We start from the raw sequence: 26,899 nt of genomic DNA, 5'->3' as shown, positions 1-26,899 counted from the left end.
AGAGGCTGACTCAAAAAGACCTCAGCAATATCTGTATCTTGCGAGCCGCCGCGTGAGGATGCGGATGTGGGCGATTGTGATCCATGCCTCGGCGGAGGCGATCGTTTTCTCCCAATCTTTGGCCAGTCTACGGCAACGACCGAGCCAGGCGAAGGTCCGTTCCACCACCCAGCGACGCGGCAGCACGGTGAAGCCCTTGCCCTTGTCGGAACGCTTGACGATTTCCATCGTCCACTGGCCGAACTTCGCCAATCTCCCCTTCAGCTTGTCGCCCGCATAGCCGCCATCGGCGAAGACATGTCGGAGCCAGGGCCAGCGGTGGCGGATTGATTTCAGGAGGCCGGATGCCCCATCACGGTCCTGAATGTCCGCGCCATGCACCACCAGGCCGACCATCAGCCCCAGCGTGTCGACAATGATGTGGCGCTTGCGCCCCTTGATCTTCTTGCCGGCGTCATAGCCCGAAATCCCGCCGCTTTCCGTGGTTTTCACGCTCTGGCTGTCGATCACGCCAGCAGACGGCGAGGCTTGCCGACCTTCCAACTCGCGCGTCTCCATCACAAGACGATGGTTGATCCCGCTCCATAAACCCGTCGCCCGCCATTCGTAGAAATAGGCCTGAACTGTCGTAAACGGCGGAAAGTCCTTTGGCAGCATTCGCCACTGACAACCCGTCGAAGCAATATAAAGCAGCGCATTCACGACCTCGCGAAGATCGGTACGACGTGGCCTGCCCAAACGCCTTGGCCCAGGTAGATAAGGCGAGATCAATCCCCATTCCCGGTCCGTCAGATCACTTGCATAACGACTCGCGCGTCGGGCATATTGCCGACGGGTGAAATCAGTCCAACCCATTGTGGTCTCCGTTCGTCCTAAGCAAACAAACAGAATCACAAATGACTGATTTCACTCAACTCTTTTTCGGTCAGGCTCTAAGGCAATCGATGCATTCGCCGAAGCCCAAGGGCTGACCCGATCAGGCTTTTTGCGAGCTGCCAAGCATGAGATCGGCTACGCAAACGACGACAACAACGATAACTACGCTAAGGCGCGGCTAAGGGCTCAAGTGGAACACGCCTCGACGAGCAGTTTGGTTACATTATCCAGCCCCTCAAGCCGACGAGCTGGCGTCTGCCACCCAGCACTTGCAAATGGGAAGCGGGCGGAAGGCCGGTTTCACGCCTTCTTAACCGTGATTTGGGAAAATGTGCCCATCCGGTGGGTATGATGCCGACCGTTCGTTGGGGTAAAACGTGCATGCGTAAGCCGCAAGATCAACAGCTGTCCTCTGGAGAGCCCCTCCCGGAGACCGGGTACATCGTCTCCCGCCGCGCCGTGCTTTCTGGTCTCGGGATCCTGACCATGCTTGGCGCTTCCGGCTGTTCGCAGGCGCTCGAAATCCCGTCGTTGGGACCAATCGAGCCATCTGGTGGTATGCCGCCTGTGGGCGTTGACCACATGCCGACTGGGTCAATCCGCCCGATCCCACCGATCAGCGTCGACAGCAACATCACCGACAACGGCACGATGTATGCTTCGATGATCGATAATGGTTTCGTGATCCCGGCAATCCCATTCCAGAAGGTCAAGCCGGAATTCCGGCGTCAGATCGTTATCGATCCGACCGGCGAGGCACCGGGCACGATCGTGGTACGCCTCAACGAGCGGCATCTCTATTGGGTGAAGGAAGGCGGCGAGGCGATCCGTTACGGCGTCGGCATCGGCAAGGCCGGCTTCGAATGGAACGGCCGCGCCGAGATCCAGTACACAAAGGAGTGGCCGACCTGGACGCCGCCCAAAGAGATGATCGCGCGCAAGCCGGAGCTGGTGAAATGGACGGGCGGTCAGCCGGGTGGGCTCGACAACCCGCTCGGCGCCCGCGCGCACTATATCTACAAGGACGGCCACGACACTGGCTATCGCGTACACGGCTCACCGGAATGGTGGACCATTGGCACTCAAGCATCTTCCGGCTGCGTGCGTATGATCAACCAGGACGTCATCGACCTCTACAACCGGGTCAAGGCGTCGCCGACCAAAGTCCCGATTGTGGTGGCGTGAAAGCCTTCCGCGCTGAGTGCGTAGGGAATCGAAGGAACACGACAGTCCCTACCAAAGAAACTGGCCGTTCCATCTTACAGCACCCGCCTGCCCTTCTTCGATGGCAGGCTTATGAGGCGAAGGCCAGAACGATTGCGATAACGAGCAGCAACGGGCCCATCCACTTGAAGTGGCGGGCCAACGGCAGTTGGTTTGCCGGGTTTCTTGACAAAGTCACATACCCAAAGCCCACGGACGTCATCCACAGGCCGGCGCAAAACATGATGAATTCGTCAATATAGTCTGCGACCATGACTCTCCTGCTTTCTTCGAGGCATTGCCATCAGTCCGCCTCAACTATCCCTCACGTCGGCGGCGCACCGTCGCTTTGGGGATTGTCGGGCTACTCGAGAGGCTTCACTCGGGGGATACCCCAAAAGCCCGTCTCCATAACGCCGATCTTATCAACCAGACCGAGACCCATTAGCAAATTATAGTAGGTCATGGATATAGTTCGCTCTTGCCTTACAAAAGCACATATGTGCTCCATTCGGTGTTGCAGGCCGATAGTACTGTCCGGATTGCGGCGCCTGAACCCGCTTAGGCGCTTGCTTGAAGGTTGGGACCGCACCTCAGCTGTCGAGCGAAATGAAAATGCACAAAGCCGGGAAAGCATGCTGATAACAAAGCAAGCGAGCAAGATTGACGCCCTGAAACAGGCGTAGCCGCAGTCCGTGCTCTTACGCCAAAGCCGCCACCCTTCCGGGGGACGGCCTTTGCTCACCAGCAGTGTACAGAGATTACTGTGCAGCCTCTTCGATGAGGTCCGCAACGGCTTGGGGCTGCGACACCATCACAACATGGGATGCACCCTTGATCACGACAGTGTGCTTTGAGCCTGCCCGTTCGGCCATGAAGCCGAGTGCCTTCGCTGGGATGTTCTTGTCGCCGTCCCCATAGATGAAGTAGGAGGGCAGCGTCTTCCAGGCCGGCTTCCCGGACTTTTCCGTTAAGGCAGCTTCGGTGATCGGGCGCTGGCCGGTGGCCATCAATGCCGCATCCTCAATTGAAACATCGTGGGCGAACTGGTCGTGAAACTTCGCCTGGTCGATGGAAAGATCGACGCCGCCATCTACCAGCTTGACTGGAGCGGCGAGCGCTTGGCCAAGCGTTCCGCCTGGAAACTTACCGGCGAGATCGGCAGCTGCTTCCCCTGCTTCCGGAGCGAACGCTGCCACATAGACCAGCGACTTGACATTGTCCTTGCCATTGGCAGCGGTCGAGATCACCTGGCCTCCGTAGGAATGGCCGACCAGGACGACGGTTCCTTTGATGCTCGAGATGATGTCTGAAACATACGCCGCATCACCGGCGACACTGCGCAGGGGATTGGCGGCGGCAACAACCGTGTAACCGTCCTTCTGAAGGATCTTCGTCACACCATTCCAGCTCGACGAGTCGGCGAAAGCGCCGTGGACGAGAATGACTGTGGGCTTTGCGGGCTGGGCAATTGCGCTGCCGGACAGGAGAGCGGCCGCAAAGGCAGCGGTGGCGGCGAGTTTGAACATGACGATATCCTTCATAGCTTGGGATCTAGGTTCAGGCGGGAGGCAGTTATTTATTTGTGTGCAATTTACTTGTGTACGATTTATATGTTTCCGAAATGGCCATGTCAACCGCTTGCAATTAGATCGTGTGCGAATTATTTTTGCGGAAAGCAAATCGCGATGACGAAACCAGACGACCATCGCGGCGTCGCAGGAATGCTCTGCTTTTCCCTCTATTCCGCGAGCCACGCATTCACCCCACTTTACCGGCCATTACTGGACAAGCTGGGCCTCACGTACCCGCAGTACCTGATCATGGTGTCGCTCTGGAATCGCGACGGCCAGAACGTCAAGGAGTTGGGTAACGATCTCTTCCTTGATTCCAGCACGCTTACGCCGTTGCTCAAGCGCCTGAATGTTGCCGGGTTAATTACCAGAACGCGCAACCCAAAGGACGAGCGCGAGGTGCTTCTGCACCTGACCGAGAAAGGTCGCGCGCTGCAGGGTCAGGCCGATGATGTCATGCATTGCATCGGCGATGCGGTTGCGCTGGAAGCGGACGCTCTCGATACTCTCCGCGTCACGATAGACGGCCTACGCAACAGGCTTCAGGCACGGGCGAGATAGTTCGAAACCCTCCTCATTGAACGCTTCGCGATAGCAAGCCGGTGGCGGCCCAACCTCGTACCAAACAGGGGTCCCGCGAGCGGGCGTGCTCACCAACGTTCCGTTCGCTTCGCGGGCACCGCAGGCCGCTATCGACCGCTGATTTAGGAAACGCACCCGCTTCGCTCTTCTTTGTTAACTAAGCGATTGAGTCATTTAACAAAATAGCTGTTTCGTTTATTTAAATCGAGATCTGTCAGGCCGAGGGCGGATATCATCGCTCGCCCGCGTTACTCACGCGGGCGCTGTGTCCAGGCTCTACCGGTCGGCCGCGACCGCTCTTATTCGCTGCGGAACAGCCTCCACTTGGTGGGCCTGAAGGCGATTCGGCTTCTGTGTGCAAAAGACGCGCGGTCCGGCGGCAGCTCGATTTCGACGGCCGCATGCGTATTGCCCAGATCTAGCTCAAGATGGCGCGTACCGGCAACCCGCCGGCTCCCGATGATGAAGCCTTCAAGGCTGCCCCGAGAGCCATCGACGAGTTCTATGTCGTGCGGGCGGAAATACAGTAAAGCCTCACCATCGCCTTCGGTTGCAGCCCGCAGCCCTATGGGCAGATCTTCGAACCGGATTTCGCCGTTTGAAAGCATGACCTTTAAGCAATTCGACTGGCCAATGAAGCCGTAGACGAAAGTAGAGATTGGGTGATCATAGATTTCGTCCGGCGTACCGGATTGCTCGATCATACCTTTATTCAGCACCACCACGCGATCAGCCAGTTCGAGCGCCTCCTCCTGGTCGTGGGTGACAAATACGGTCGTGTATCCGGTGCGATCATGGATTTCACGCAACCACTGGCGCAATTCCTTGCGCACTTGAGCGTCAAGCGCACCGAAGGGCTCGTCGAGCAACAAGACGGTCGGCTTAACCGCCATGGCCCGGGCAAGCGCCACGCGCTGGCGTTGGCCGCCGGAGAGCTGAGCGGGGTAGCGATTTTCAAATCCTGACAGCTGTACGAGCTCGAGTAACTCGAGTGCCATTTTGTGAATCTCTGCCGGTGGTGGCCGCCGATTGGAGCGGCGAACCTTTAGACCGAAAGTCACGTTCTCCAGCACAGTCATATTCCGAAAGAGGGCATAGTGCTGGAAGACGAAGCCGATATTTCTTTCCTGCACCGTCTTCATCGACGCGTCCTCGGCATCGAAGAAAATCGTGCCATCGGTCGGGCTCTCGAGGCCGGCAATCAACCTAAGCAAGGTCGTCTTTCCGGAGCCGGAGGGTCCAAGCAAAGCGATCAGTTCACCAGAGTGGATGTCAAGAGAAACGTCGGCGAGCGCAGGGACGCGGTCATATTCTTTGCGTAGGCCTTGGATTCGTACTTCCATATATCCAGGTCCAAGTGAGTGCCATCCATTGCATCATTTGAACGCGCCAGCACAGAGTTGGTTCGATGTGCTATCAGAGGAGTGAAGCTGGCGACTTCGCATTGGAAACCGGAAGCGGAGGCATGGTGCGACTGCTCGGGGCTGCCGCGTCCGCGTAAGAGGCTCTGGCACGGTCTCTCAAACTCAGCCCTGATCCTGTAGAATGAGCGGGGGTCCGCGGGGCAACGAGACGGATTGGCGCCTGCCCGTCCGGGTTCGGCCACAACGCTTCAGCCCACAAGCGCGCCGAAGGGATACCAGGCGCATTCGGCAGCAGACAGCGAGGCCATGAACAATCGTGTGAGCCGCGCGTTACCTGTCAAATGGTGAGGTAAAGTCATGGCTCGAACCTCTCGAAACAACGGCCGCCGAGCGGAACTACTCCACATTGGGCTCGTGGTATTTGCAGTGTTGATTATCGCGGCAATGGTGGCGCTTCTGTAAGGCGATATCCCAAGCAAAGAACTCGCTCGAAACAAGCCGTGCTCGGCGCTCATAAAGAACGGCTCGGTTGTGGGTTGTTAAATGTTTAGAGCTTTGCGCATCCCTCGCTTTCGTGGCTCTAGATTTCGTGAAGGCAATCTTGAGTCAGCCGAGCGTTGGCTGCCACCGGCACCTCGACGATGTTTCCGCCTCGTTTCGTGGCGGCCGCCTCGCAGCCGGATTCTGGCCGCGTGCTTGGAACTAATGACGGGCGAGACTGTTTCAGCTGCGACTTTGGCATGACGCTGACGTGCCCTCCTGGCTGGGTAAGCCTCGATTTTGAGGAGACTCGCATTATGAAGACTTCGTCCAGATTTCGTTCAGTCGCGGCTGCGGTTATCGCTGCAGCAGGAATCAGCTTTGCCGGCTCCGCGCATGCCGACAGCGGTACGATCAGCTTCTCAGTCTACAAGGCGGCCTTCTTTGTGGGTGGTTCTGGAGGCGAGGGCACGCTGACCTTCCATGGTCGCCGCTATCCCATCTCTGTCGGCGGCATCTCGGGCGGCCTCGCCTTCGGGGCCTCTAAGACCAATTTCCATGGTACCGTTCGCCACATTCGCCGCGCCCGAGATGTAACGGGGGTCTACGGTGCGGTAGGCGGTGGCGGCGCGGTCGGCAAAGGGGCCCAGGTGATCGTCATGACCAATGACAAGGGTGCCCAACTCGAGCTCTCAGGCAAGCAGGTAGGTCTGCAAGTCAACGCCGATCTCAGCGGTCTTGCCATCACAGTGAAGTAAGGGCCGTCGCGCCGTTCGTCGTGCCTGCGGTCGGCCCACGACGCTGAATACAAAGGTCGGCTTTCAGCGCTCTGGCGACAAGCAGCGGGGTGACCTGATTGAACATGCCGAAAGCCGCTCCGCGCCGTTCGGCCGGAGCGGCGTCGGCAATCGGCGTCGCCAGAAGCCCTTGCGTGAAGCCCATACCACAGCACGCCGCCGATACCGACCGCCTGCGATGCTGGTGCAAAGGCGAGGACCAGATCAGCCTCAATGCATCATCGCCAGCGCGGCGGTGAAGAAATCCTCGCCTCCGAAGTTTCCCGATTTCAGCGCAAGTAGCATATCGCCCTGCGCGTTGCCGACCGTTCGCAGCACCGGCACGCCGGGCGCGATCTCCGGGCCGATCAGAAAGGCTGGAATGGCCAGCCTGTCGACCGCGGCCCCGGAGGTTTCTCCGCCGGCGATCACCAGGCGCCGCACGCCTCTTGCCACCAGTTCGGCGGCGATGACCGACGTTGCAGATTCGATCGCGTGACCGGACGCCTCGCGCCCATATAGTGATTGCAACCGGGACACGGTTTCCGGCGCTGCGCTCGCGGCGACGACGACGGGACCGGCCGAGATGCGGTCTCCGGCCCAGGAAATCGCCGCAGCGATCTCATCCGGGCCGGCAAGCAGCCGCACCGGGTCGAGCCGCAGGACGGGCATCGACCGTTCGGCGACGTCGAGCTGATGCAGCGTTGCGTTGGAACAACTGCCGGCAACGACGGCGGAAAGCCCGCCCACGGGGAAAATGGCGTTCGCCGTTGTAGCGTCGCTGGCAGGAGCCCGGCCGGAGCGGACGAGTGCACGGGCAAGGCCAAGCCCTAGCCCCGACGCGCCGGTGGATACCGGCGTTTCCAGTGCGATCGCGCCGAGCGTCTCGAGATCGCGTTCGAAGATCGCGTCGGCGATTACCGACCCGACACCTGCCTCACGCAAGTCCTCGAGCCGGGCCCTGACTGTATCCGGTCCCGCCGCGATTGCCGGCAGATCTATAAGCCCGACGGCACCGCGCGACTGTCTGGCCATCACCCGCACGAGGTTGGCGTCGTGCATCGGATTGAGGGGATGGTCCTTGAGCGGGCTTTCGTTTAGCGGCTGTCCGCCGACGAAGAGATGGCCGAGATAGACGGTTCGGCCCGTTTCCGGAAAGGCAGGCGTCACCAGCACAAGTCCACCGCCCGCGGCATCACTCAAAGCCTCGGTGACTGGACCGATATTGCCGGCATCGGTGGAATCGAAGGTCGAGCAGACCTTGTAAAGCACATGGGCGGCGCCGCGCCGGCGCAGCCATCGTTCGGCCGCGGTCGCGGCTGCTACGGCGTCAGCAGCAGGCACCGAGCGGATTTTCAGGGAAACGACAACCGCGTCTACATCCGGCAGCGCCAGCGACGGGTCGGGGATGCCGACCGTCTGCACCGCGCGCAGTCCGTTTTTCGTCAACGTGTTGGCGAGGTCGGAGGCACCCGTATAGTCGTCGGCGATCGATCCGAGCAATATTGCCACCGTCTAGCTCCTTGCAAAAGGTCTGAACCAGCCAAGACCGTCCAGTGTGTGGCCGCGCGGGATGTATTCGCAGCCGATGAAACCGTCATAGCCAAGGCGGTCGATTTCGCCGAACAGATAGGGATAGTTCAGCTCCTCCCCGTCCGGCTCGTTGCGTGACGGTACGCTGGCGATCTGGACATGGCCTGTGATCGGCATGAGGCGGCGCAAGGCCATCACCACGTCACCATTGATAATCTGACGGTGATAGACATCGAACTGGAGCTTCAGGTTCGGCAGGCCGAGTTCCCCGATCAGGTGCTCGGCCGCGCCGAAATCATCGAGGAAATATCCCGGCATGTTTCGTCCGTTGATCGGCTCGAGCAACAGGTCGATGCCCTTCTCTGAGAGCCGCCCCGCAACGTAGACGACGGAGCGTCGGTAAGATGAGGCTGCGTCCTCGTCGTTTGGATCAGCAAGGCCGGCCATCAGGTGCAGCCGCCCGACACCCGTCGCCGCCGCATAGTCCAGCGCCCGCTCGACGCCCGCTTTCAGCGCATCGAACCGTCCAGGTAGCGCCGCGATACCCCGCTCGCCGGCGGCCCAATCTCCGGGCGGCAGGTTGAACAAGGCCTGCTGCAGATTGTTGCGAGCGAGCCGTTCGGCGATTGCCTCCGGTGTGGCTTCATAGGGAAAGAGATATTCGACGGCGGCAAACCCGGCATCGGCCGCAGCGTCGAAGCGGTCGAGGAACGGCCATTCGTTGAACATCATCGTCAGGTTGGCGGCGAAAACCGGCATGCTGGCGTTCCTTACGGCTTCTGAGGCTCTTTGGTCCCACCGGGCAATGTTGCACCCGACAGCTGGGCGTAGAGGCGCGCGAGCGACGAATCGTCGTCGCGGCCCATGCCGGCTCCGGACGCACCCAGATACATCTGCAGGGCCGCAGCTGCGAGCGGCACCGGATAGCGCTCTGAGCGGGCCATATCCTGGACGATGCCAAGATCCTTGACGAAAATCTCGATGCTGCTCAGCGGATTATAGTCTCCGGCCAGCACATGCGGCACGCGGTTTTCGAACATCCAGGAATTTCCGGCCGAGGCCGTGATCACTTCATAGACCTTGTGGAGGTCGAGACCCTGCTTGGCGGCAAACGTTATCGCTTCGCAGGCGGCCGCGATGTGCACGCCGGCGAGAAGCTGGTTGATCATCTTGAAGGCAGCGCCGGTTCCGGCTGCGTCGCCGAGCTCGTAGACCTTGCCGGCCATGGCATCGAGACCCGGGCGGGCCGTGTCGAAAGCCTGCCTCGAGCCGGATGCCATGATCGTCAGTTCGCCGTTTGCCGCCTTGGCCGCACCGCCCGAAATCGGTGCGTCGAGATAATGCAGACCAAGAGCCTCCACCCGTCGTGCCAGATCGCGCGCGACGGCGGGATCCATGGTCGCCGACGAAATGAAGACTGCTCCGGGCTTCATCGTCCTCGCGACACCCTCGACGCCGAACAGCACCGCTTCGGTCTGCGCACCGTTGACGACGACGGAGACGACAATGTCGGCATCCTTTGCCGCACCGGCGGGCGTGGCCGCGCCGCGTCCACCCTCGGTCGTGAAGCGGTCCACCGCCGCATGAGTGATGTCATACCCAACAACGTCGAGACCTGCGCGCTTCATCGACCGGGCCATTCCGAGCCCCATGGAGCCAAGGCCGATGACGGCCGCGACAACAGCGGGGCCTGAGTTTTCAGCAAGCGGTGACATGACGAGTTCTCCAGTCTTGTAAAGAAAGAGCCGCCCGGATGCTGCCACCCGGAGGGGGTTGGTGTTTAGTGTTTAGCGGTTGACAGTTTTTGCCGGAACCAGCGAACCGATGACCAGGGTTGCGGCGAGAAGATACATCCTGCGCTATTGCTGCCCGTAAGATCCTTCAGATAGCTCACCAGAAACGGACCGAGGAACCCGGCGAGATTGCCGACTGAATTGTTCCCAGGCAATGCCGGGGGCCCGTGCCTTCGAGAAAAGCGGTCGGAAGCGACCAGAAGAGCGGCGCGTAACTGATGGTGCCCGCAGCAGCCACAGAGAGGCAAACGATTGAGACCGTCGTGCTTGTCGCCCGCGACAAAACCACCGGCGGCGATGAGCGCGGGGATGACCAGGTGCCACCGGAGCTCACGCAGCCTGTCGGCAGAGCGTCCGAGCATGAGCGTGGCGAAGAAGGTGCAGATATATGGGATAGCGACGCCTTGCAGCGTCATTGTTTCTCTCCTCCAATTGTTGCCGCGGTCTCCCGTCCGTGGCTCCCCGACCCAACAATGGCAGCGCTGCCATTTTCTTTAATCCATTTTGGCAGCGCTGCCAACGCTAGATTGGAAGCGCTGCCAAAAAGATCTTGCTTCTTAAAGACAGTGGTGAAAAATGACGACCGCATGGTGGGCGATATCGGAGAGGGATGACGGCTTTAGCGGCTGAACGCCCACCCGAGGTGGGGTTCGAAAGTGACTATGGAATTCAAACACCAGGCGACAGTGACGCTTGCCGAGGTCGCGGAAGCGGCCGGGGTCGGCGAGAGCACGGTCTCGCGGGTGCTGCGCAACCACGGCTCGTTTTCCGGCAAGACGCGGGACCGGGTGATGGCTGCGGTCGAGCGGCTCGGCTATGTGCCGAACCGGATCGCAGGAACACTCGCCTCCACCGCTTCGCGCCTGGTCGCCTTCGTCATTCCCTCGCTATCCAACATCGTCTTTCCCGATGTCCTGCGCGGCGCCAGCGCCGTTCTGGAGGAAAACCAGTATCAGGCGGTCTTCTCCGTCACCGACTATGATCCGGGGAAGGAAGAAGCGCTTGCCGCCGCGATGCTCGCCTGGCGGCCCGCGGCGGTGATGCTGGCGGGGTACGAGCACACGGAAGGCACGGTGAAGATGCTGCGCGCAAGCGGCTGCCGGATCGTCGAGTTGCTCGATCTGGACGGCGATGCGCTTGATCTGGCGGTCGGTTTCTCCAACCGCGCAGCCGGACGCGAAAGCGCGGCTTTCCTGCTCAAGCGGGGCTATCGCCGGATCGGGTATGTCGGCCACGACCTCAGCCGCGACACCCGTGCCAGCAAGCGGTTTTCCGCTTTTTGCGAAACGCTGGGCGCACATGACGCCCCCCTCGCCGATCGCGAAATTCTCGCCGGGGCATCGTCGGTGGAAAACGGCGGGCTGGGACTGGAGCGGCTGCTCACCCGGACGCCCGATCTCGATGCGGTCTATTTCTCCAACGACGACATGGCGCTGGGCGGCTATTTTCACTGTCTGGCGCGGGGGATTGCGATCCCCTCGCAGCTTGCCATTTTCGGCTATAACGGCCTCGAGATCGGCCGGGGAACGCCGCAGCCCCTCTCGACCATCCGCACGCCGCGCGTCGCGATCGGACAGGTGGCAGCACAGCTTGTCATCACCAATGCGCAACCCCAAGTCGTCGATCTCGGTTTCGAACTGATCGAAGGGGCAACCGCCTGATAGGGAGAAACTGTCATGTCCGACGCGCGCCTGCGTGAAGAAATCTGCCGCTACGGTCGTTCGCTGTTCGAGCGCGGGCTGACGCCCGGTTCGTCGGGCAATATATCGTTGCGGCTGGAGGATGGCGGCTGGCTGGTCACACCGACGAACGCCTCGCTCGGCTTCCTCGACCCGGCCCGCATCTCAAGGCTGGATGCCGAAGGCCGGCACCTCGCCGGCGACAAGCCGACCAAGGAAATTCCGCTTCACACGGCGCTCTACGACACGCGCGGCAGCGCCCGCGCCATCGTCCATCTTCACTCCACCCACGCGGTGGCGCTGACCATGCTGCCGGAGATCGATCCGCGCGCTGCCCTGCCGCCGATGACCCCCTACTATCTCATGCGCGCCGGCGAGACCGCGCTGGTCCCCTACTATCGTCCCGGCGATCCGACGGTGGCCGACGCGATCCGCGGGCTGGCGGGAAAATATTCGTCGGTGCTTCTGGCCAATCACGGACCGGTGGTCGCCGGCGACAGTCTTGAGGCGGCGGTTTTCGCAACCGAAGAGCTGGAGGAGACGGCGAAGCTCTATCTGCTGCTGCGCAATCTCAACCCCCGTTATCTCAGCCCGGCGCAGGTCAACGATCTGACCGAGACCTTCGGCCTCGACCTGCCGTCGCATCACGACCACGATCACGATTGATGAGGGATCGCCTGAAGCAGGCACTCATTCCTTCACCGCCCCGGTCATGGACGAGACGTAATAATCGACGAAGAAGGAATAGAGGATCACCACCGGCAGCGAGCCGAACAGCGCGCCGGCCATCAGCGCGCCCCATTCGAACACGTCGCCGCGGACCAGCTCCGTCAGCACGCCGACCGGCACGGTCTTGTTTTCCGAAGACTGGATGAAAGTGAGCGCATAGATGAACTCGTTCCAGGAAAGCGTGAAGGCAAAGATACCCGCCGAGATAAGCCCGGGGACAGCAAGCGGCAGGATGATCTTGATCAGGATCTGCCAGCGCGTCGCGCCATCCACCAGCGCGCTCTCTTCGAGCTCGAACGGGATCGACCGGAAGTAGCCCATCAACAGCCAGGTGCAGAAGGGAATGAGGAAGGTCGGATAGGTGAAGATCAGCGCCAGCCTGGAATCGTAGATGCCGAACTTGAAGACAATGAAGGCCAGCGGAATGAACAGGATCGAGGGCGGCACGAGATAGGCGAGGAAGATCAGCAGCCCCACCGGCCGCGAGCCCGAAAACCGAACCCGCTCGATCGCGTAGGCCGCAAAGACTGAAGCCGCAAGCGACAGAAACGTCGCGCAGGTCGCCACCAGCATCGTGTTCCACAGCCAGCCTGGATAGGAGGTTTCGAACAACAGGTATTTGATATGGTCAAGCGTCGGCCCGACCACCCAGAAGGGGCTGTAATTGTTGTAATCCGTCAGCTGCGAATTCGGCTTCACTGCAGTGATCGCCATCCAGTAAAACGGAAAGAGCAGGACGAAGACGAACACCGCCATCGGCAGATAAACCATCACAATCCTGCGCGGCAGGCGGTTGAGATAGCTCATACCCTGCACGTCGTCGGTGAGAACGGCGTCTTCGGATTTCACGGTCGTGGTCATCGTCATTCTCCCCAATCAATCCTGGCCGCCCTGCTGCCATTTGCGCCGCTGCAGGCCGAAGAAGCTGAACATGATGGCGGCGAGGAGGAACGGAATCATCGCCACCGCGATCGCGGCGCCCTCCCCTAGCTGTCCGCCCGGAATGCCGCGCTGGAAGGAAAGCGTCGCCATCAGATGCGTCGCGTTTACCGGCCCGCCCTTGGTGAGCACATAGATGAGCTGAAAGTCGGTGAAGGTGAACAGCACCGAGAAGGTCATGACGACGGCAATGATCGGCGTCAGCATCGGCAGCGTCACATAGCGGAACCGCTGCCAGCTCGTCGCGCCGTCCAGCGACGCCGCCTCCTGCAGCGAAGCCGGGATGGTTTGCAGGCCAGCGAGCAATGAAATGGCAACGAACGGAATGCCGCGCCAGACATTGGCGGCGATCACCGAGGCGCGGGCATTTTCCGGATCGCCAAGGAAGTTGATCGGACCGTCGATCACGCCGAGCTGCATCAGCGACCATGAAATGATCGAGAACTGCGAATCGTAGATCCACCAGAAGGCCAGCGCCGAGAGCACGGTGGGAACGACCCAGGGCAAGAGCACGATGGCCCGGAAGAAGGACTTGAACGGCAGGTTCTCATTCAACAGGAGCGCCAACCACAGCCCGAAGACGAATTTCAGGATCGACGCCACAATCGTGTAGAGCAGCGTGTTGAAGACCGAGAGCCAGAAGACCGAGTCCTCGGCAAGGAAGATGTAGTTTTCGAGCCCGATGAACACCCCGTCACGACCGATGCGCGTGTCGGTAAAGCCGAGCCAGACGCCGAGACCGAGTGGATAGGTGAGGAAGCAGACAAGGAAGACGGCCGCCGGAAGCATGAAGAGGAAACCGATCATGTTCCTGTTCTGCATGAGCGAGGCCATCGCGGATGGCGGCTTCCTGGATGACGCTGTGGACATCGAACATCTCCCATATAGCGGATTGGGGAACGGGTACCGGCGGGGCATTTCCGCCGATACCTTGTCTCAGCAGCCTATGCAGGCCACGTTGGGATTTAGACCCGGTAGTAGCGGTTTGCCCGGCGCTCAGCCTCTACAATTGCCTCTTCGGGCGTCATCTGCCCCGTAACCGCGGTGGCGAACATGTCGACCAGCACGTAGTCGGCCATGACGCCGGCGGACGCATAGCCGAGCGGGCCGGCATAACCGTTCGGGCGCAGCGTTTCCGAGGCGCGCGCATAAGGCGCGTGGATCGGATCGGACGTCCAGACGGGATTGTCGGCGAAAGCCTTGAGAGGTTGGCAGCAATACGCGCTGGAGCCCGTGATCCAGGCATTCATCTGGTCGGCCTCCATCATGAACTTGATATAGGCCTTGGCAGCTTCCGGATATTTCGTATGGCTGAAGAGCAGCAGCGAACTGGTCTGATGCAGCTCGACGCTCTGGCCGACCGGACCGACAGGGAAGTTCGTGGTGCGGATGTCGGCTGAAAGTTCCGCCATCGCCGGGTCCTTCTTCGACGCATAGTAGAGCGAGACGCCGTTCGCCGTCAGCGACACCTGGCCCGCCAGGAAGGCCCGGTTGTTGTTGATGTCGAGCCAGCTCTCGGTGCCCGGAATGAAGGTCTCGTAAAGCGCCTTGGCATAGTTGACCGCTTTGAGCGTCTCGGGGCTGTTGATGACGACCTTGCCGCCTTCATCGACCATCTTGCCGCCATGGCTCCAGAGCAGCCAATGGGCATAGTTGTTGCCGTCGCCGACGGCCTTGCCGTGCGGGAAGCCGGCTGGCGTTCCCTTGGCCTTCATGGCTTTGCAGAGTTCGAGGAACCCGTCGGTTTCCTTCGGAAATTCGCTGAAGCCGGCCGCCTTCATGTGACTATCCCGGTAGCAGATCGCATTGCCGATGGCCGCCAACGGCATGGCGATGAACTTGTCGCCGCGCGAAGCATAACCCTTTACGCCATCGTACCAGCCGCCGTATTTGCCGCCGAGGTAGTTGGCGAGTTCGGTCAGATCGACGAGCTTGTCCGGATATTGATGGGCATCGTCGAACCAGCACATCACCATATCCGGGCCGGAGCCTACGTTGGCAGCGACGGCCGCTTTCGGGCGAATGTCTTCCCAGCTTTCCTTGTCTATGCGGACCTCGACACCGGTCGCTTGGGTGAACTTCGCGGTGTTGGCAAGCCATGCATCCTCGTCACCCTTGACGAAGGGCGTCCAGCGCAACAGCCTCAGGCTTGCACCGTCCTCCGGCTTGTAGGCCGGCTCCGCCGCTTGGGCGAAAGACGAGCGGATGCCGAAAGCCGAAAGGCCGGCCATGCCCGCGACCGCGGCGGATGCGGCAAGAATATCACGTCTCTTGAAAGTCATAATGCTCCTCCTGGTGACACGGGACATCATCCTTTCCGGCACCCGCCGTCCCGTTTGGCGAATGCTGAGTTAATGGCTTCCGGAAATGCCGGAATGCCGGCCGATGCGTCAGGGCTCCTCTTCCCTCACGCAGCGCAAAACGGGACGGTATCAGTCGGTCAGCCGCACGCCGGTTTCGGCGTCGAACAGGTGCACATGATCGGCATCGATAGATAGGTGGATTGCCTCGCCCGGCCGGGCGGTCACGCGCTCACGGAAAACGCAGGTGACGTCCGTGCCGCCGAAGCGCACGATCAACTGCGTCTCGTAGCCGGTGGGCTCGATAACCGCGACGGTCACGGGAAACCCGTTCGGGTCGAGCGACATATATTCCGGCCGCAAGCCGTAGATCAGATCACGCCCTCTTGCCGCCGATGGTGACCGCGCGACTGGCAGCGCCATGCCATCGGTTGCGATAAAGCACTTCGGATTTTGCGGGTCGAGCCTGCCCTTGATCATGTTCATCGCTGGCGAACCGATAAAACCCGCGACGAAAAGATTGGCGGGACTGTCGTAGAGTTCAAGCGGCGCGCCGATCTGTTCGACAATACCGTCATGCATGACGACGATTTTGTCGGCCATGGTCATCGCCTCGATTTGGTCATGCGTGACATAGACGGTGGTCGTCTTCAGCCGCTGGTGCAGTTCCTTGATCTCGGCGCGCATTGCTACCCGCAGTTTCGCATCGAGGTTGGACAGCGGTTCGTCGAAGAGGAACACCTGCGGATCGCGCACGATCGCCCTGCCCATGGCCACGCGCTGGCGTTGGCCGCCTGAGAGCTGGCGCGGATAGCGGTCGAGCAGCTTGGAAAGTCCCAAAATCCCGGCCGCGGTGCCGACGCGCTTCTCGATCTCGGATTTCGGCGAGCCGTTCAGCATAAGAGAGAAAGCCATATTGTCGGCGACCGTCATATGCGGGTAGAGCGCATAGTTCTGGAACACCATGGCGATATCCCGATCCTTGGGCGGCAGGGCGTTGACCACCTTGTCGCCGATGCGGATCTCACCCGCCGAAATATTTTCAAGCCCGGCCAACATTCGCAGAAGCGTCGACTTCCCGCAGCCCGAGGGGCCGACAAGGATCACGAATTCGCCATCCTCGATTTCGATGTTCACGCCCTTGATGACGGGAAAGGCTCCGAATGATTTTCTGACATCGACGAAGTCAACGCCTGCCATATGCTTTCCTCCCTGTGAATTTCATCTGAAATCGGCGGATTGTCCGGCGGCCGCCTCATGCCGTTCTTCGACCTCGTAAAGTTTCCTCTCGACCGCCCTTACCCTCGCCCCACCAGCGGCATCTTCGTCGCCATAACCGTCATCGTCAGCACATTGGCCTCCAGTGGCAGGCTTGCCATGTAGACAACAGCAGCGGCGATATGGGCGACCGAAATCGTCGGCTCACTGGCGGTCTCGCCATTCGCCTGCAACACCCCGGAATTCATCTTCGACGTCATGTCGGTCGCGGCATTGCCGATATCGATCTGGCCGCAGGCGATGTCATATTTGCGCCCGTCGAGTGCGGTCGACTTGGTCAGCCCCGTGATCGCATGCTTGGTTGCCGTGTAAGGTGCTGAATTCGGCCGCGGCGTCTGGGCCGAAATCGAGCCGTTGTTGATGATCCGCCCGCCGCGCGGCGCCTGCGCCTTCATCAGCCGGAACGCCTGCTGCGTGCAGAGAAAGGCACCCGTCAGGTTTGCGGCAAGAATGCCGCTCCATTGCTCGAAGGTCACCTCTTCCAACGGCACAGCCGGCACATTGGAGCCGGCATTGTTGACCAGGAGGTCGAGCCGGCCGAAATCGGTGCGGATCGCCTCGAAAAGGCGGGCGACCGCATCGGGATCGCCGATATCGGCCCTGACACTCCGCACGGTTCCTCCCGTTTGCGCCGCAATGCCGCCAGCTGCTTTATCGAGCACGTCGGCGCGCCGGCCGGTGATAACGATGGTATAACCCTCCGCGCTTAAGGCCTCGGCGATCCCGCGTCCGAGGCCCGTGCCGCCGCCCGTCACCAATGCGATCTTGCCGTCGCCGGATTTTATAGCGCGAACCATCTCAGATATGTCCTCCGAGTTCATCTTCGATATGGATCCTGATGATCTCATCGAAGTTGGTTTCGGCTTTGAAACCCAGTTCGTAAGCACGCCGCGCGTCGAAATCGGTCGCCCAGCCTGAAACAATCGAGCGGATAACCGGGTCGGGCTCATGACGGACGAGCTTGACGGCCTTCTCACCGGCCACACGCCGAAGCGCCTCGATCTCTTCACCAACGAGGGCGGAAAGGCCGGGCATGGTCAGATTGCGTCTCGGGCCGATCGTGGACGTATCCATCCGCGCGGCATGAATGAAGAATCCGACCGCCGAACGCGGGCTTGCAAACCAGTGGCGTACGTTCTCGTCCACCGGCAACACCGCCTCCTGACCTGCCAGCGGTTCGCGGAGAATATTGGAAAAGAAGCCGGATGCCGCTTTGTTGGGTTTGCCGGGGCGGATGCAGATCGTCGGCAGGCGGATGCCGACGCCATCGAAAATGCCGCGCCTCGAATAGTCGGCGAGAAGCAGTTCGCAGATCGCCTTTTGCGTGCCGTAGCTCGTCAGTGGCGTGGTAAAGAACTCGTCGCCAATCTTTTCCGGGAAAGGCCTTCCGAAAACGGCGATCGACGACGCGAAGATGACCCGCGGAACGTAGGGCTCCCGCAAACTCTCGTGGCGGATCGCCTCGAACAGCGCCCGCGTTCCGTCAAGATTGACCTTGTAGCCCTTGTCGAAATCAGTCTCGGCCTCACCGGAAACGATCGCCGCGAGATGGAAAATCACGTCTGGCCGCAAACCGACGAGTTTCTCGGCGGCGTCATCGGTCGAAAGATCAAGCACGAGTGCCCTTGCAATTGGCGACAGCCCTTGAGGCACAGGCGGCTCGATCACATCCACCAGCGTCAGCCTAGAAATATCGTAGCCAAGCACGCCTTCCTCTGAGGCGAACTTCTCCACCAACTTGCGACCGACCATCCCGGCCGCTCCAATCACCATGACATCCATTTTCGACGAACCTCCCCGTCTGCCGCCCGGCTCAGCCGGATCAGCCTGCCATCTCGCTCTTGCTCTTTTCCCGGTTTTTCTGCCCGCTCCCCGCAAGCAATTCCTTCGTCGTGTCGTAGATCCGGGTCAGATGCCGGCGAAATGCAGCGATCACCGCGTCCCGGTCGCGCCGCTCCAGTGCCTCCACGATCTCGGTGTGGTCGTCATAGCTGGCATTAATCGCTCCCGGCCGTGACATCGCGCTGCGCCGAAAGTCCATCATGTAGGTGTAGAGATCGGTGACGAAATCGGACAACAGCGGGTTTCCGCAAGCCCGATAGATTCCCATGTGGAATTCGCGGTCGCAGATCAGAAAGCGCATGGCGTCATCGCCACACAGCTTCTGCACTTCGAGCAGGCTTTTGAGCTTGCCCAGCGTCTCTTCGTCAATGCTGTCCGCTGCATCGCCGACGACCTTCAACTCGATATGCAGCCGGGCCGCATGAACATCGTCAAGATCGTAGCTGTCGATGGCGTTGGGGGAAGCGATGGTAACGGTGAGATGGCTGAGATCGACATTGCAGACCCGTGTGCGACTGCCCTGAGACACCTCGACGATACCGCGCGCAGCCAGCGTCTGGATGGCACCGCGCACCGTCTCACGGCTGACATGAAGCACATTGGCGAGTTCCCGTTCCCCCGGCAAGACGTCGCCGGGGCGCAGCATGTTGGTAGCGATCAGCACCATCAGTTTGTCGGCGATGAGGTCACGAGCCGTACGCCGGTCGAGACTTTTCCCGACCTTTGGCATTTGCGTGAGTATCGGGCTGCCGTCCATCGCCGTCACCTCCAACTGACCCACTGGTTGGACCAGCAGGTCAGTTTCTCTATGGGGCCGCGAAAAGTATGATTAGTCAAGACAGGTTCGTTGCTGCATCGCATCAAAGATCGGCCCTGGAACGGCACCGCTGCCGGTCACCTTGCGCTTCGACGGTCTAGGGGAGCCGAAGTCGGAGCGGGCCTTATCGTCGAGCACGACCGCCTCGCCGTCGAGGATCCCCAGTTGGCAAAGCCGCCAGCGCGACGCCGTTCCATATCGCGCGATTTTCATGCGGCCCCCCGCCTGCGAGCCCCGGGGATGGTGGTCTGTTTTTTCTAACAAGGAGGTACAGGTACATGGCTCGGGACACTCTTCCCGTCGCCTGGCGTCGTTGCCTGCCATCCCACCCACGATCAGGTAAAACCGATCAGCGTCATCACCGCTCTGCAGGTTCGCTTAAACATCAAAAGATTTGAACATCATCGGCGGTCACACGTTATATCCTTGACCACGAGGTGAGGTTTCCAATGTCTATTCATATGCGAGATATCGGCGAAGCGGTACTCGGGCTGTTCCAGCTGCATCATTTCGATGAGCCGCGGTTGAGCGACGATCAGCGGTTGCTGATCGAGGCTTATCGGTCGGGACAGGTTCCAGAAGCCGCATGGCAGGAGCATCTGGCGCTCGATCCCGAGCTTGCTCGCTACTGGCGGTCAGATGCCAGACATTGAGCATCTGATCGGATCGTGCCTGCAGGTGATCGGCGGTCGGGACTTCGAATCCATATCGAACGTTCTTCATGCTGCGCCTGCGAGCGCCAATCCAATCATAGCCATAGCCTACGTTCGGCGTCGATGGCGGCTCCGGCCAAGGCGGAGATCCAACATCACTCCCGCCAGCCATCCTCTGACATCCGATGTCACCACGAGTTCGTCCATATGTTCCATGGCGTATTCGAGTGTTTGTGCGGTGAGCGCAGTTGCCGCGCTTGAAGAGGCCGTCAAGCTCCGGGCCCATTCCGACAGCCCCGGCAACAGATCCGCGACTTTGGTGCCGCCGCCTCCTGGCGGTGAAACGTCGAGGGGACAGCAAGCTTCTTTCAGTCGAAGTTCGAGTTCCCATGCGTCTCGTATGCCGCGCATGAATAGATGGAGGGCCTCGCGTGCCAGCCACTCGCCCTCACCACTTTGCTGATCAATGTGCCGTGCATCCATGACCCTCTTGAAGACGGCTGAAATCACAGTAAAGCCTTCAGGAAGGATGATGCATCCGGATTGCCGGTGATCAAACATGGCGCAACTCCTCCAATTGGGGCGAAAGCGCTTATGATCTCTCAGCCGCCGGAGCCCGTAGCACTGTCCGGCGATGAGCAAAATATGCGCCGATAAAGCGCCTCTGACAATGTTCGGGGATCACAGCCTTTGTCGCGTCGTTTTCGCTGCCTCGCGACAGGTCTCCAGCACGTTGTCTTTTCCCATGCCGCGGATTGCGCCGCAGCGCGTGCACTGGATCAATTCTCTCGTCTCCATCTCGGAGAACGTAAGCCGCTCAGGCGTCCCGCACTTCTGGCACTGAATTTCAAAGCTGTCGGAGTCATCCACTGCTGCCTCCCGTTGCTTTCGAACACCCCCACAACCTGGTTCACTGAAAGGGAATTTCAAGATGACCCTCGCCTACGGCGGAATGGTTCCAGCCGGTGAAGATGTCCCGTATCATCGCGCCTCGCGTCTATCAGTGATGCCGGCTGGGTTGTTTCCGCTGCCGGTCCGGGTTCGGCAAACGCCGACCCAATCCAACGCGGAATTGACAACCATCATCGCCTGCCAAATCCAACGCCGAACGTAAATCCTTTACTGCGGCGCCGATGCCGCCGAGCAGATGGCTATCATACCTGAAGCCAAAATTTTCGAGCTCGTTCCGATATCGCAGCGTTCGAACAGGCATTGGAAATGCGCTCGGCCTGGTCGTCACGGTCACCGGCAAGTGGGTTTCTCCGGAGGACCTGCACCCCGACATCAAAATGACGCGCTAATACCGGGAACAGACCATCAATCTCCGGACCGGAGAAACCACCCCCGTTCCCGACAGCATCGCGCTTGACCGCATGTTTCATGAGGAGTTGCACCTTCATGAATCTGGCGATGGAACTCCTCGCCGATAGCGCCGGGTTCGATCCTCTCGCTTTCCTTCGGGAGGCCGCATAATGTCGAACGGTCAACAACGCCTAACGGCTGCTTTTCGGAAGCTCTTCGTCGAAACGGGTCTTTTCGCGCGCTGGGTCGTCGTCAAGGATGTCTTCTTCGCTATCCTCCGGCAGGGCGTCATCCGGTTCCATATTGGCCTCATCGCGGCTTGGAACGGGCGGCACCCGGCTCTGATCGGCCGGCGATTTGTCGACATCTGCTCCGGACAAGTCTGGCAACGGAATCGGTTCGAGATCCATCTCGGGCGGCCGCGGGCTCGGGAGGTGCGCCGGCATCGGTTCGCCGCTGGCTTTTTCGTCTTTCGGTTCGCTCCTCATTATCATCTGGCTCCTTTCCAGCTGGAAAGTGAACCGGTTGGCGTCGGTAAAGTTCCGAATGAGGAGGCTCGTAATGGCTTTCCGTGTCGCCAACCCCTGCCGCCCAACTTGCACTGCGCGGACTGCCCGGCGCGGCTGCCGCATTAGCGATTGAGGATGGCGATCATCGGCTTCGCAGAATGCGGACCCGGTCCGCTGCCACCGCGGCGGTCATGACGGATCCTTCCGCTATATGACGCTCTATGAGCCTGCTGAGCGTAGCGCCGCAAGTCCGGCCGGTCCGAGGACATCTTCACTGCGAGTGGAGCGGCGAAAATTGTCGAAGTACAGCGTCCATTCGCCTTGGGCTGCCGCGCGGTACGGGCCGAACTTGAAATACTGCCGAGAGCCAAGCCCATGTTCGTCATGCCCGATATGGCCTCGGACCGTCACGATCCAGCGGTCGTTGGCGAAGAGTTCGATATGCCCTGTGCCATCCGGTCCCGGCTGGGTCATCACTGCAAAGTCAATCCATCCACTATGCGGGGTCGGCAGCTCATTACCCCTGTGGGTGACGGTGATGCGATCCGTGTGGGCCGTGAACAGCCGCCCGTCTGGTGGCTTCCAGCCGGGGTCGGTGGCTACCAGCGCACGCATCTGGCGCTTTTCCGGGCGCAGAAAAACCGGCGTGAGGGCCGATGTGCCGGTCGACAAGGAAGAGCGCCGAGAGATCACCGGAAAACTGGTCTCAACGGTCGCAAACAGTCGGCCACGAACGAGACGAAGTGCCAGGAACGGGCTAAAGTCACCCCTCGCCTCCGGACCGATCTCGCGTTTCCATTGGGCGATCAGATGGCGGTGGTCCCCTTGCGGGATGGGATCGGCAAACCTGACGGAAAAGCCGTACCAGACCGCCTTGTCATAGGGTACGCGCAGAGTCGTGCGTTCCCACACCTCGGCTCGCTCGCTTCGATCGTCTTCGCCCTCAAAAAGCGGTCGGACGCTTAGCTTCAACGCGCCGGCACTGCCAAAGGTGACATTTCGCTGGAATTCGACCGATCCCGCACGTTGCTCGACATTGTCACGATAATAGAGCCCCCCCAAAGGCGAGAAGCTGTCGCCTTCGAAACCGTCAACAAGATTGGCTTCCCAGGACAACGGCGCCGCCGCATCGCTATTCCCGTCAGGTGCGTTGTCAGCGGTTTCCAATTCTTTCTCCTGAACTATCCTCTACGCTCGCAACGTATTTGTGCTTTAGGCCTCTTCGTGTTTCGCGACAGTCCATCGTGAACCTGCGGTCAGCGATGTGGTCGTTGCACCGGGTAACATAACGGCTATTGTTTGAAATCAGTCGACCGGCCCCACCACAGACGTCACAAGTATGGTAGGAACGGTCTGCGATCTCATGATAGATCCCACCAAGCGCAGCCGCCAGTGCTGCCGACAGGCGAAAGTCATCCGTCGGACTGAGATAGCAGCGAAGACCACCCCACTTTTCCTCTATTTGCCGAACGTAGACCTTGGAAAGCAGCCCGTGGCTGCTGAGGAACACTTCGACACGCCGTAGATATTCCTCAATCAATCCGTTCCAGCCGGTATTGGCAGTCAGGAAAAAAAGGGACCACGTCTCCTCGCTCGTATTTGGGTCAAAAAGTCGGGCATAGCTTTGACGAATGTGCACAACGAACTCCGCATGTGTCATGCAGAGACTCCTTTCCAATGAACCCGGGGGCTGGCAATAACACCGGCTGTCAGGCAGCGAGGCCTCCCCGTCTTGCAGCCGCCATTGATATGCCGAATCTGCTTGGTCGTTCGATCGGGCACACTTCGGCTGCCTCAAACCGTCCTCTTGTCAAATCCCGATCCGAGCGTCGACGACGTGGTAGCCGCCGACACCCGGCTTGCTGCAAGGACCGAGCGAAACGCGACGGCGATCGGTGAGACCTGGCTTGCGACAGAACCGAATCCATCGCGCGCAGGGTGACAGCCGCAAACGAGGCGGGGAGAGGCAGCCCCAGTCCCAGGGGGCAATCAGCTCACCTTTCTCACTGGCGGTATCGTCCAAGAACCGTCGATGATCGAGGGATTGGCCTCGTTGGGCCAATAGAGCCGCATCATAAGGATAAACTTACCTTTGGGCGCCGGGAGCCAATTGGATTCCTTGTCCGATCCGGGCGATTCATGCTGGATAAACAGGTCGATCGAGCCATCCGCATTGGCCTTCAGCGGTTGGCGCGCGCTGATCGAATAGCGATTGAGCGGATTGTCGACAAAGAAGTAGCCCGCATCATACATGGTCAAGGACCAGAACCCCGAAACCGGTGGCGTAAGTCCCTTCTTGAACGTCAGAACGTAATTCTCGGACCCGTTATATGCCCGCTTGATCACCCCGTCACCGGACTTCAGCGAAGTCGGATAGACCGCATCTTGTGGCCGGTTCGCCCCAAGACCGATTGCAGTGATCAAGGCACGCTGGACGTAGTTGGTGCCATAAATCCCCGTCTTCGTCGTGAAGCCCCAGCCGTCGACGTCCTGAACGTCACCGTCGCTGAATTTGAAATGCATCATGATGCGGGCGAAACCAACTTGGGGGACGCGCTTCACAAAAGCAGGATCGAACTTTGCCTTATCGAAGTCCTGGCCAGGAACGATGCCGAGTTCGGCGAGCTTGGCGACCATCGGTGCGTCTGCATCGGTCGGCGGATTTCGTTTCAGGAGCTCGGCAAACAGGGTGAAGTATTCGACGGCGTCCATATTGTTGACTTGTTCGCGAACGGCAGTCTTCATGTCGATCGACGGGTCGACCTTGCCTTTTGGAGCCGTCCATTCCTTGCCCCACGCGCTCAAGGGATAGAGTTTGACCTCATCCTGAAGCTTATGAACTTCGGCATAGTCCTCTGGCGTGCCGGTGCAATAGATGCGTCCGAGCAACCAGACGATGCTCGTCGGAGACTTGTATTGCGTCAGCCCTTCCGGGAGGGGGCCGTCCCAGCTGGGACCGGTTACCACGAAGGTCTGTGCCTTTGTACCGGTCGTCCGCTTTCCGGGAACGTCGAACACTGTCGTCCAACCATCCAGCATCGGAAACAGGGCATAACGATCGTTCAGGTCGGGGAGGCTTACCACCCAAGGCTCGTCACCAACGTCGAAGAACGCCGTGGTGTAGAGTGTGTCCGCATTGGGCGCCGTCACGTCGCGGAATTTGGCATCCGGATACTGGCGCAACTTAATGACGTGCCCCATCGGGCCCCGGCTACCTTCCGGCTCGGCCATGTTGGTGATCACCCGTCTAGTGATCTCCATTGTCACAAGCGGATAGGCGTAAATGTAAGCCTCGACTGCCAAGGCGAATTCGTCGAGGCCTTCCGGCAAATTTGCCACCAGCCCGTCGTTGGCGTTCGCCGACGAAGCCACAGAACCAGCGGCCATCAGTCCAAGACCGGCCACCGTTAATTCACGGCGCGTGATATGCATTACTAGCCCTCCAAAAGACAATTTGTAACGAATGCAACTGTGCGGACAATCCGCGCGCAATCAAAAGTTGAAAACACCAGACGCGGCTATTGGACGAGGCCGAGGTTGATTAATTGGACCCGTCGGTTTTCACCCGCTTTCAGGTTGGCTGTATTGAGCGGCCACTCCTCACCCACGCCAATCGAATACAAACGGTCTGGTGCGATGGCAAACGTGGTCGAAAGCGCCTCAGTTATGGCATTGGCGCGCTGCGCGCTAAGCTCGAGATTGTGTTGGGCGTCGCCGGTCGAACTCGTGTGACCGACCACGAGAAACTTGTATCGCCGCAGGTTGGGGTGGTGCAGCGCATCGGCGATCAGGCCGACCGTGCGGTAAGATTTTGGCTCGATGGCGACGGAGTCGTTCTCGAATTCGATATCTAGGATCAATTGCGACAGCTTGGAGAGTTTCTGCCAGTTCGGAAGGTTGGCGACACCTTTACCCGCACTTGCCGTTGCCTCCTCCACCAGAAGCGCGACGTCAATTGCGGGCGCCGCGTTTTCCACCCTCCCGAGGGTACGGATAAGTTGCATGTCACTGATTTGCTGCGCCACCCCCTCGCCAGCGGACAGCATCAGCCCGATCGTCAGCAACGCGTTAAACTGGATTCTCTTCATTGGCTCACCTTTCGTTCTCAAGAAGGTCTCAACGCCACCCCGCGTCGATGATGGCTTGGCCGCATTTTCCTTCGTTCACGCGAGTCGCCTTGTTCAGACAGGAGAGAACATTGCCCTCGCCCTTGACGCTTTTGCAGTACTGGGCGATGTCGTGTTTGCAAATCGTCGCAAAGGACGACTGCGCCGCCTGGCGTTGACGTATCGAGGTGATCACGTTCGCCAGTGTCACGGTACACGCCGGCGAGACTTTGCCCTCGTTCTGCTCGAGACAGGACTGGATGCGGCCGCTGCCAAGGTTGAGCCCCTTGCAATATTTCCTGATGTCCGATCCGCAATCGTTGGCGAGCAAGCTCACAGCATCGGCATAGCTGATGGTTTCTGCCCGACCGACGGTGGCGAGGGCAAGAACAGTGAGAACTATCGTTCCTGCGAAAACTGCACTTCTGTTCGTCATGGCAAGTCCGATCGAAAACAACATTAAACTCGGCTGCCCGACCGATAGCCGAGGCGGTAGCCAGCGTTGACATGCGCAATGCGGTCGCCAAAAGGGAAGTAGCTTACAGTATGCAACGCCCCTGCTAC

The 26,899-nt window shown here is 60.0% G+C and carries 31 protein-coding genes and 1 pseudogene; 6 read left to right on the top strand and 26 right to left on the bottom strand.

Annotated elements, in window-relative coordinates; translation table 11 throughout:
• Positions 1-21: 21 nt before the first annotated feature.
• Entirely contained in the window at positions 22-855 is an 834-nt protein-coding gene (locus ACTJKE_RS35300; RefSeq protein ID WP_058326576.1) for an IS5 family transposase, read from the bottom strand.
• Between the two features lie 402 nt (positions 856-1,257).
• On the opposite strand from ACTJKE_RS35300, the gene ACTJKE_RS35295 reads away from it, so the two are divergent.
• Complete coding sequence (locus tag ACTJKE_RS35295) at positions 1,258-2,061, top strand: L,D-transpeptidase (protein ID WP_058328940.1); 804 nt, start codon at positions 1,258-1,260, stop codon at positions 2,059-2,061.
• Positions 2,062-2,170: 109 nt separating this feature from the next.
• Here the strand turns inward: ACTJKE_RS35295 and ACTJKE_RS35290 are convergent, their stop codons facing one another.
• Both ACTJKE_RS35290 and ACTJKE_RS35285 read right to left on the bottom strand, forming a co-directional pair.
• Complete coding sequence (locus tag ACTJKE_RS35290; RefSeq protein ID WP_058328914.1) at positions 2,171-2,353, bottom strand: hypothetical protein; 183 nt, start codon at positions 2,351-2,353, stop codon at positions 2,171-2,173.
• 487 nt (positions 2,354-2,840) lie between these two features.
• A complete protein-coding gene (locus ACTJKE_RS35285; RefSeq protein WP_058328941.1) occupies positions 2,841-3,608 on the bottom strand; it encodes an alpha/beta fold hydrolase in 768 nt (255 codons plus the stop codon).
• A gap of 159 nt (positions 3,609-3,767) precedes the next feature.
• Here ACTJKE_RS35285 and ACTJKE_RS35280 point away from each other — a divergent pair, with 159 nt between their 5' ends.
• Positions 3,768-4,214, top strand: coding sequence for a MarR family winged helix-turn-helix transcriptional regulator (locus ACTJKE_RS35280; protein ID WP_058328915.1), 447 nt, complete (start codon positions 3,768-3,770; stop codon positions 4,212-4,214).
• A gap of 320 nt (positions 4,215-4,534) precedes the next feature.
• Here the strand turns inward: ACTJKE_RS35280 and ACTJKE_RS35275 are convergent, their stop codons facing one another.
• Positions 4,535-5,578: a sulfate/molybdate ABC transporter ATP-binding protein gene (locus tag ACTJKE_RS35275; RefSeq protein ID WP_058328916.1), complete on the bottom strand. Its 1,044-nt coding sequence runs from the start codon at positions 5,576-5,578 to the stop codon at positions 4,535-4,537.
• Between the two features lie 818 nt (positions 5,579-6,396).
• Here ACTJKE_RS35275 and ACTJKE_RS35270 point away from each other — a divergent pair.
• Positions 6,397-6,837, top strand: coding sequence for a hypothetical protein (locus ACTJKE_RS35270; protein ID WP_058328917.1), 441 nt, complete (start codon positions 6,397-6,399; stop codon positions 6,835-6,837).
• Here ACTJKE_RS35270 and ACTJKE_RS35265 read toward each other — a convergent pair.
• The 5 genes and pseudogenes from ACTJKE_RS35265 to ACTJKE_RS35245 all read right to left on the bottom strand — a co-directional run.
• Positions 6,824-7,021, bottom strand: a complete 198-nt coding sequence (locus tag ACTJKE_RS35265; protein WP_058328918.1) for a hypothetical protein — start codon at positions 7,019-7,021, stop codon at positions 6,824-6,826. The two genes, ACTJKE_RS35270 and ACTJKE_RS35265, sit on opposite strands and share 14 nt — an antisense overlap.
• Positions 7,022-7,086: 65 nt before the next feature.
• Complete coding sequence (otnK, locus tag ACTJKE_RS35260; RefSeq protein ID WP_440693786.1) at positions 7,087-8,367, bottom strand: 3-oxo-tetronate kinase; 1,281 nt, start codon at positions 8,365-8,367, stop codon at positions 7,087-7,089.
• Between the two features lie 3 nt (positions 8,368-8,370).
• Complete coding sequence (gene otnI / locus ACTJKE_RS35255) at positions 8,371-9,147, bottom strand: 2-oxo-tetronate isomerase (protein ID WP_058328920.1); 777 nt, start codon at positions 9,145-9,147, stop codon at positions 8,371-8,373.
• Between the two features lie 11 nt (positions 9,148-9,158).
• Positions 9,159-10,103: an L-threonate dehydrogenase gene (gene ltnD / locus ACTJKE_RS35250; protein WP_058328921.1), complete on the bottom strand. Its 945-nt coding sequence runs from the start codon at positions 10,101-10,103 to the stop codon at positions 9,159-9,161.
• A 72-nt stretch (positions 10,104-10,175) separates the two neighbouring features.
• Positions 10,176-10,579: pseudogene (locus tag ACTJKE_RS35245) on the bottom strand (MFS transporter); the annotation flags it as partial.
• 264 nt (positions 10,580-10,843) lie between these two features.
• Here ACTJKE_RS35245 and ACTJKE_RS35240 point away from each other — a divergent pair.
• Positions 10,844-11,842, top strand: coding sequence for a LacI family DNA-binding transcriptional regulator (locus ACTJKE_RS35240; protein WP_058328922.1), 999 nt, complete (start codon positions 10,844-10,846; stop codon positions 11,840-11,842).
• A 15-nt stretch (positions 11,843-11,857) separates the two neighbouring features.
• Positions 11,858-12,526, top strand: a complete 669-nt coding sequence (gene otnC / locus ACTJKE_RS35235) for a 3-oxo-tetronate 4-phosphate decarboxylase (RefSeq protein ID WP_058328923.1) — start codon at positions 11,858-11,860, stop codon at positions 12,524-12,526.
• 24 nt (positions 12,527-12,550) lie between these two features.
• On the opposite strand, the gene ACTJKE_RS35230 is transcribed toward otnC, so the two are convergent.
• The 8 genes from ACTJKE_RS35230 to ACTJKE_RS35195 all read right to left on the bottom strand — a co-directional run bounded on the left by ACTJKE_RS35230 (position 12,551) and on the right by ACTJKE_RS35195 (position 19,978).
• The gene (locus ACTJKE_RS35230) at positions 12,551-13,450 is read right to left on the bottom strand and encodes a carbohydrate ABC transporter permease (protein WP_058328924.1); all 900 of its coding nucleotides are present in this window, start codon (positions 13,448-13,450) and stop codon (positions 12,551-12,553) included.
• Between the two features lie 15 nt (positions 13,451-13,465).
• Positions 13,466-14,398, bottom strand: coding sequence for a carbohydrate ABC transporter permease (locus ACTJKE_RS35225; protein ID WP_058328925.1), 933 nt, complete (start codon positions 14,396-14,398; stop codon positions 13,466-13,468).
• 95 nt (positions 14,399-14,493) lie between these two features.
• Entirely contained in the window at positions 14,494-15,810 is a 1,317-nt protein-coding gene (locus tag ACTJKE_RS35220; protein WP_058328926.1) for an ABC transporter substrate-binding protein, read from the bottom strand.
• Between the two features lie 150 nt (positions 15,811-15,960).
• Positions 15,961-17,028, bottom strand: a complete 1,068-nt coding sequence (locus ACTJKE_RS35215) for an ABC transporter ATP-binding protein (RefSeq protein ID WP_058328927.1) — start codon at positions 17,026-17,028, stop codon at positions 15,961-15,963.
• Between the two features lie 98 nt (positions 17,029-17,126).
• Positions 17,127-17,903 (bottom strand): SDR family oxidoreductase, encoded by a 777-nt coding sequence (locus ACTJKE_RS35210; RefSeq protein WP_440693783.1) that lies wholly within the window; start codon positions 17,901-17,903, stop codon positions 17,127-17,129.
• Position 17,904: 1 nt separating this feature from the next.
• Entirely contained in the window at positions 17,905-18,888 is a 984-nt protein-coding gene (gene denD / locus ACTJKE_RS35205; protein ID WP_058328929.1) for a D-erythronate dehydrogenase, read from the bottom strand.
• A 40-nt stretch (positions 18,889-18,928) separates the two neighbouring features.
• Entirely contained in the window at positions 18,929-19,705 is a 777-nt protein-coding gene (locus ACTJKE_RS35200) for a FadR/GntR family transcriptional regulator (RefSeq protein ID WP_440639470.1), read from the bottom strand.
• Between the two features lie 72 nt (positions 19,706-19,777).
• A complete protein-coding gene (locus tag ACTJKE_RS35195; RefSeq protein WP_440693781.1) occupies positions 19,778-19,978 on the bottom strand; it encodes a hypothetical protein in 201 nt (66 codons plus the stop codon).
• A 236-nt stretch (positions 19,979-20,214) separates the two neighbouring features.
• On the opposite strand from ACTJKE_RS35195, the gene ACTJKE_RS35190 reads away from it, so the two are divergent.
• On the top strand, positions 20,215-20,418 hold the full coding sequence (locus ACTJKE_RS35190) for a hypothetical protein (protein WP_245296231.1): 204 nt from the start codon (positions 20,215-20,217) through the stop codon (positions 20,416-20,418).
• A gap of 108 nt (positions 20,419-20,526) precedes the next feature.
• Here ACTJKE_RS35190 and ACTJKE_RS35185 read toward each other — a convergent pair whose 3' ends face one another.
• The 9 genes from ACTJKE_RS35185 to ACTJKE_RS35145 all read right to left on the bottom strand — a co-directional run bounded on the left by ACTJKE_RS35185 (position 20,527) and on the right by ACTJKE_RS35145 (position 26,771).
• A complete protein-coding gene (locus tag ACTJKE_RS35185) occupies positions 20,527-20,979 on the bottom strand; it encodes a hypothetical protein (RefSeq protein WP_440693779.1) in 453 nt (150 codons plus the stop codon).
• Between the two features lie 120 nt (positions 20,980-21,099).
• The gene (locus ACTJKE_RS35180) at positions 21,100-21,288 is read right to left on the bottom strand and encodes a hypothetical protein (protein WP_058328932.1); all 189 of its coding nucleotides are present in this window, start codon (positions 21,286-21,288) and stop codon (positions 21,100-21,102) included.
• 284 nt (positions 21,289-21,572) lie between these two features.
• The gene (locus tag ACTJKE_RS35175; RefSeq protein ID WP_440693777.1) at positions 21,573-21,800 is read right to left on the bottom strand and encodes a hypothetical protein; all 228 of its coding nucleotides are present in this window, start codon (positions 21,798-21,800) and stop codon (positions 21,573-21,575) included.
• A 111-nt stretch (positions 21,801-21,911) separates the two neighbouring features.
• Entirely contained in the window at positions 21,912-22,208 is a 297-nt protein-coding gene (locus ACTJKE_RS35170) for a hypothetical protein (RefSeq protein ID WP_058328933.1), read from the bottom strand.
• Between the two features lie 240 nt (positions 22,209-22,448).
• Entirely contained in the window at positions 22,449-23,396 is a 948-nt protein-coding gene (locus ACTJKE_RS35165) for a polysaccharide lyase (protein WP_058328934.1), read from the bottom strand.
• Entirely contained in the window at positions 23,383-23,889 is a 507-nt protein-coding gene (locus ACTJKE_RS35160; protein ID WP_156437004.1) for a hypothetical protein, read from the bottom strand. Before ACTJKE_RS35160 ends, ACTJKE_RS35165 begins: the two co-directional genes overlap by 14 nt.
• A gap of 329 nt (positions 23,890-24,218) precedes the next feature.
• Positions 24,219-25,661, bottom strand: coding sequence for a DUF1254 domain-containing protein (locus tag ACTJKE_RS35155; protein ID WP_058328936.1), 1,443 nt, complete (start codon positions 25,659-25,661; stop codon positions 24,219-24,221).
• 86 nt (positions 25,662-25,747) lie between these two features.
• The gene (locus ACTJKE_RS35150) at positions 25,748-26,317 is read right to left on the bottom strand and encodes an OmpA family protein (protein ID WP_058328937.1); all 570 of its coding nucleotides are present in this window, start codon (positions 26,315-26,317) and stop codon (positions 25,748-25,750) included.
• Between the two features lie 28 nt (positions 26,318-26,345).
• Positions 26,346-26,771 carry a cysteine rich repeat-containing protein gene (locus tag ACTJKE_RS35145; RefSeq protein WP_058328942.1) on the bottom strand — a complete coding sequence of 142 codons (426 nt, stop codon included), beginning with the start codon at positions 26,769-26,771 and terminating at the stop codon, positions 26,346-26,348.
• Positions 26,772-26,899: the final 128 nt, after the last annotated feature.

The sequence above is a fragment of the Ensifer sp. 22521 genome, assembly GCF_052044795.1.
GTDB lineage: Bacteria > Pseudomonadota > Alphaproteobacteria > Rhizobiales > Rhizobiaceae > Ensifer.
This window is presented reverse-complemented; position numbering and strand designations above follow the sequence as displayed.

What these genes read in the sequence shown, in the direction of transcription:
- ACTJKE_RS35300 (WP_058326576.1), bottom strand. Translation starts at nt 855, where the DNA reads ATGGGTTGGACTGATTTCACCCGTCGGCAATATGCCCGACGCGCGAGT.
- ACTJKE_RS35295 (WP_058328940.1), top strand. Translation starts at nt 1,258, where the DNA reads ATGCGTAAGCCGCAAGATCAACAGCTGTCCTCTGGAGAGCCCCTCCCG.
- ACTJKE_RS35290 (WP_058328914.1), bottom strand. Translation starts at nt 2,353, where the DNA reads ATGGTCGCAGACTATATTGACGAATTCATCATGTTTTGCGCCGGCCTG.
- ACTJKE_RS35285 (WP_058328941.1), bottom strand. Translation starts at nt 3,608, where the DNA reads ATGTTCAAACTCGCCGCCACCGCTGCCTTTGCGGCCGCTCTCCTGTCC.
- ACTJKE_RS35280 (WP_058328915.1), top strand. Translation starts at nt 3,768, where the DNA reads ATGACGAAACCAGACGACCATCGCGGCGTCGCAGGAATGCTCTGCTTT.
- ACTJKE_RS35275 (WP_058328916.1), bottom strand. Translation starts at nt 5,578, where the DNA reads ATGGAAGTACGAATCCAAGGCCTACGCAAAGAATATGACCGCGTCCCT.
- ACTJKE_RS35270 (WP_058328917.1), top strand. Translation starts at nt 6,397, where the DNA reads ATGAAGACTTCGTCCAGATTTCGTTCAGTCGCGGCTGCGGTTATCGCT.
- ACTJKE_RS35265 (WP_058328918.1), bottom strand. Translation starts at nt 7,021, where the DNA reads ATGGGCTTCACGCAAGGGCTTCTGGCGACGCCGATTGCCGACGCCGCT.
- otnI (WP_058328920.1), bottom strand. Translation starts at nt 9,147, where the DNA reads ATGCCGGTTTTCGCCGCCAACCTGACGATGATGTTCAACGAATGGCCG.
- ltnD (WP_058328921.1), bottom strand. Translation starts at nt 10,103, where the DNA reads ATGTCACCGCTTGCTGAAAACTCAGGCCCCGCTGTTGTCGCGGCCGTC.
- ACTJKE_RS35240 (WP_058328922.1), top strand. Translation starts at nt 10,844, where the DNA reads ATGGAATTCAAACACCAGGCGACAGTGACGCTTGCCGAGGTCGCGGAA.
- otnC (WP_058328923.1), top strand. Translation starts at nt 11,858, where the DNA reads ATGTCCGACGCGCGCCTGCGTGAAGAAATCTGCCGCTACGGTCGTTCG.
- ACTJKE_RS35230 (WP_058328924.1), bottom strand. Translation starts at nt 13,450, where the DNA reads ATGACCACGACCGTGAAATCCGAAGACGCCGTTCTCACCGACGACGTG.
- ACTJKE_RS35225 (WP_058328925.1), bottom strand. Translation starts at nt 14,398, where the DNA reads ATGTCCACAGCGTCATCCAGGAAGCCGCCATCCGCGATGGCCTCGCTC.
- ACTJKE_RS35220 (WP_058328926.1), bottom strand. Translation starts at nt 15,810, where the DNA reads ATGACTTTCAAGAGACGTGATATTCTTGCCGCATCCGCCGCGGTCGCG.
- ACTJKE_RS35215 (WP_058328927.1), bottom strand. Translation starts at nt 17,028, where the DNA reads ATGGCAGGCGTTGACTTCGTCGATGTCAGAAAATCATTCGGAGCCTTT.
- ACTJKE_RS35210 (WP_440693783.1), bottom strand. Translation starts at nt 17,903, where the DNA reads ATGGTTCGCGCTATAAAATCCGGCGACGGCAAGATCGCATTGGTGACG.
- denD (WP_058328929.1), bottom strand. Translation starts at nt 18,888, where the DNA reads ATGGATGTCATGGTGATTGGAGCGGCCGGGATGGTCGGTCGCAAGTTG.
- ACTJKE_RS35200 (WP_440639470.1), bottom strand. Translation starts at nt 19,705, where the DNA reads ATGGACGGCAGCCCGATACTCACGCAAATGCCAAAGGTCGGGAAAAGT.
- ACTJKE_RS35195 (WP_440693781.1), bottom strand. Translation starts at nt 19,978, where the DNA reads ATGAAAATCGCGCGATATGGAACGGCGTCGCGCTGGCGGCTTTGCCAA.
- ACTJKE_RS35190 (WP_245296231.1), top strand. Translation starts at nt 20,215, where the DNA reads ATGTCTATTCATATGCGAGATATCGGCGAAGCGGTACTCGGGCTGTTC.
- ACTJKE_RS35185 (WP_440693779.1), bottom strand. Translation starts at nt 20,979, where the DNA reads ATGTTTGATCACCGGCAATCCGGATGCATCATCCTTCCTGAAGGCTTT.
- ACTJKE_RS35175 (WP_440693777.1), bottom strand. Translation starts at nt 21,800, where the DNA reads ATGAAACATGCGGTCAAGCGCGATGCTGTCGGGAACGGGGGTGGTTTC.
- ACTJKE_RS35170 (WP_058328933.1), bottom strand. Translation starts at nt 22,208, where the DNA reads ATGAGGAGCGAACCGAAAGACGAAAAAGCCAGCGGCGAACCGATGCCG.
- ACTJKE_RS35160 (WP_156437004.1), bottom strand. Translation starts at nt 23,889, where the DNA reads ATGACACATGCGGAGTTCGTTGTGCACATTCGTCAAAGCTATGCCCGA.
- ACTJKE_RS35155 (WP_058328936.1), bottom strand. Translation starts at nt 25,661, where the DNA reads ATGCATATCACGCGCCGTGAATTAACGGTGGCCGGTCTTGGACTGATG.
- ACTJKE_RS35150 (WP_058328937.1), bottom strand. Translation starts at nt 26,317, where the DNA reads ATGAAGAGAATCCAGTTTAACGCGTTGCTGACGATCGGGCTGATGCTG.
- ACTJKE_RS35145 (WP_058328942.1), bottom strand. Translation starts at nt 26,771, where the DNA reads ATGACGAACAGAAGTGCAGTTTTCGCAGGAACGATAGTTCTCACTGTT.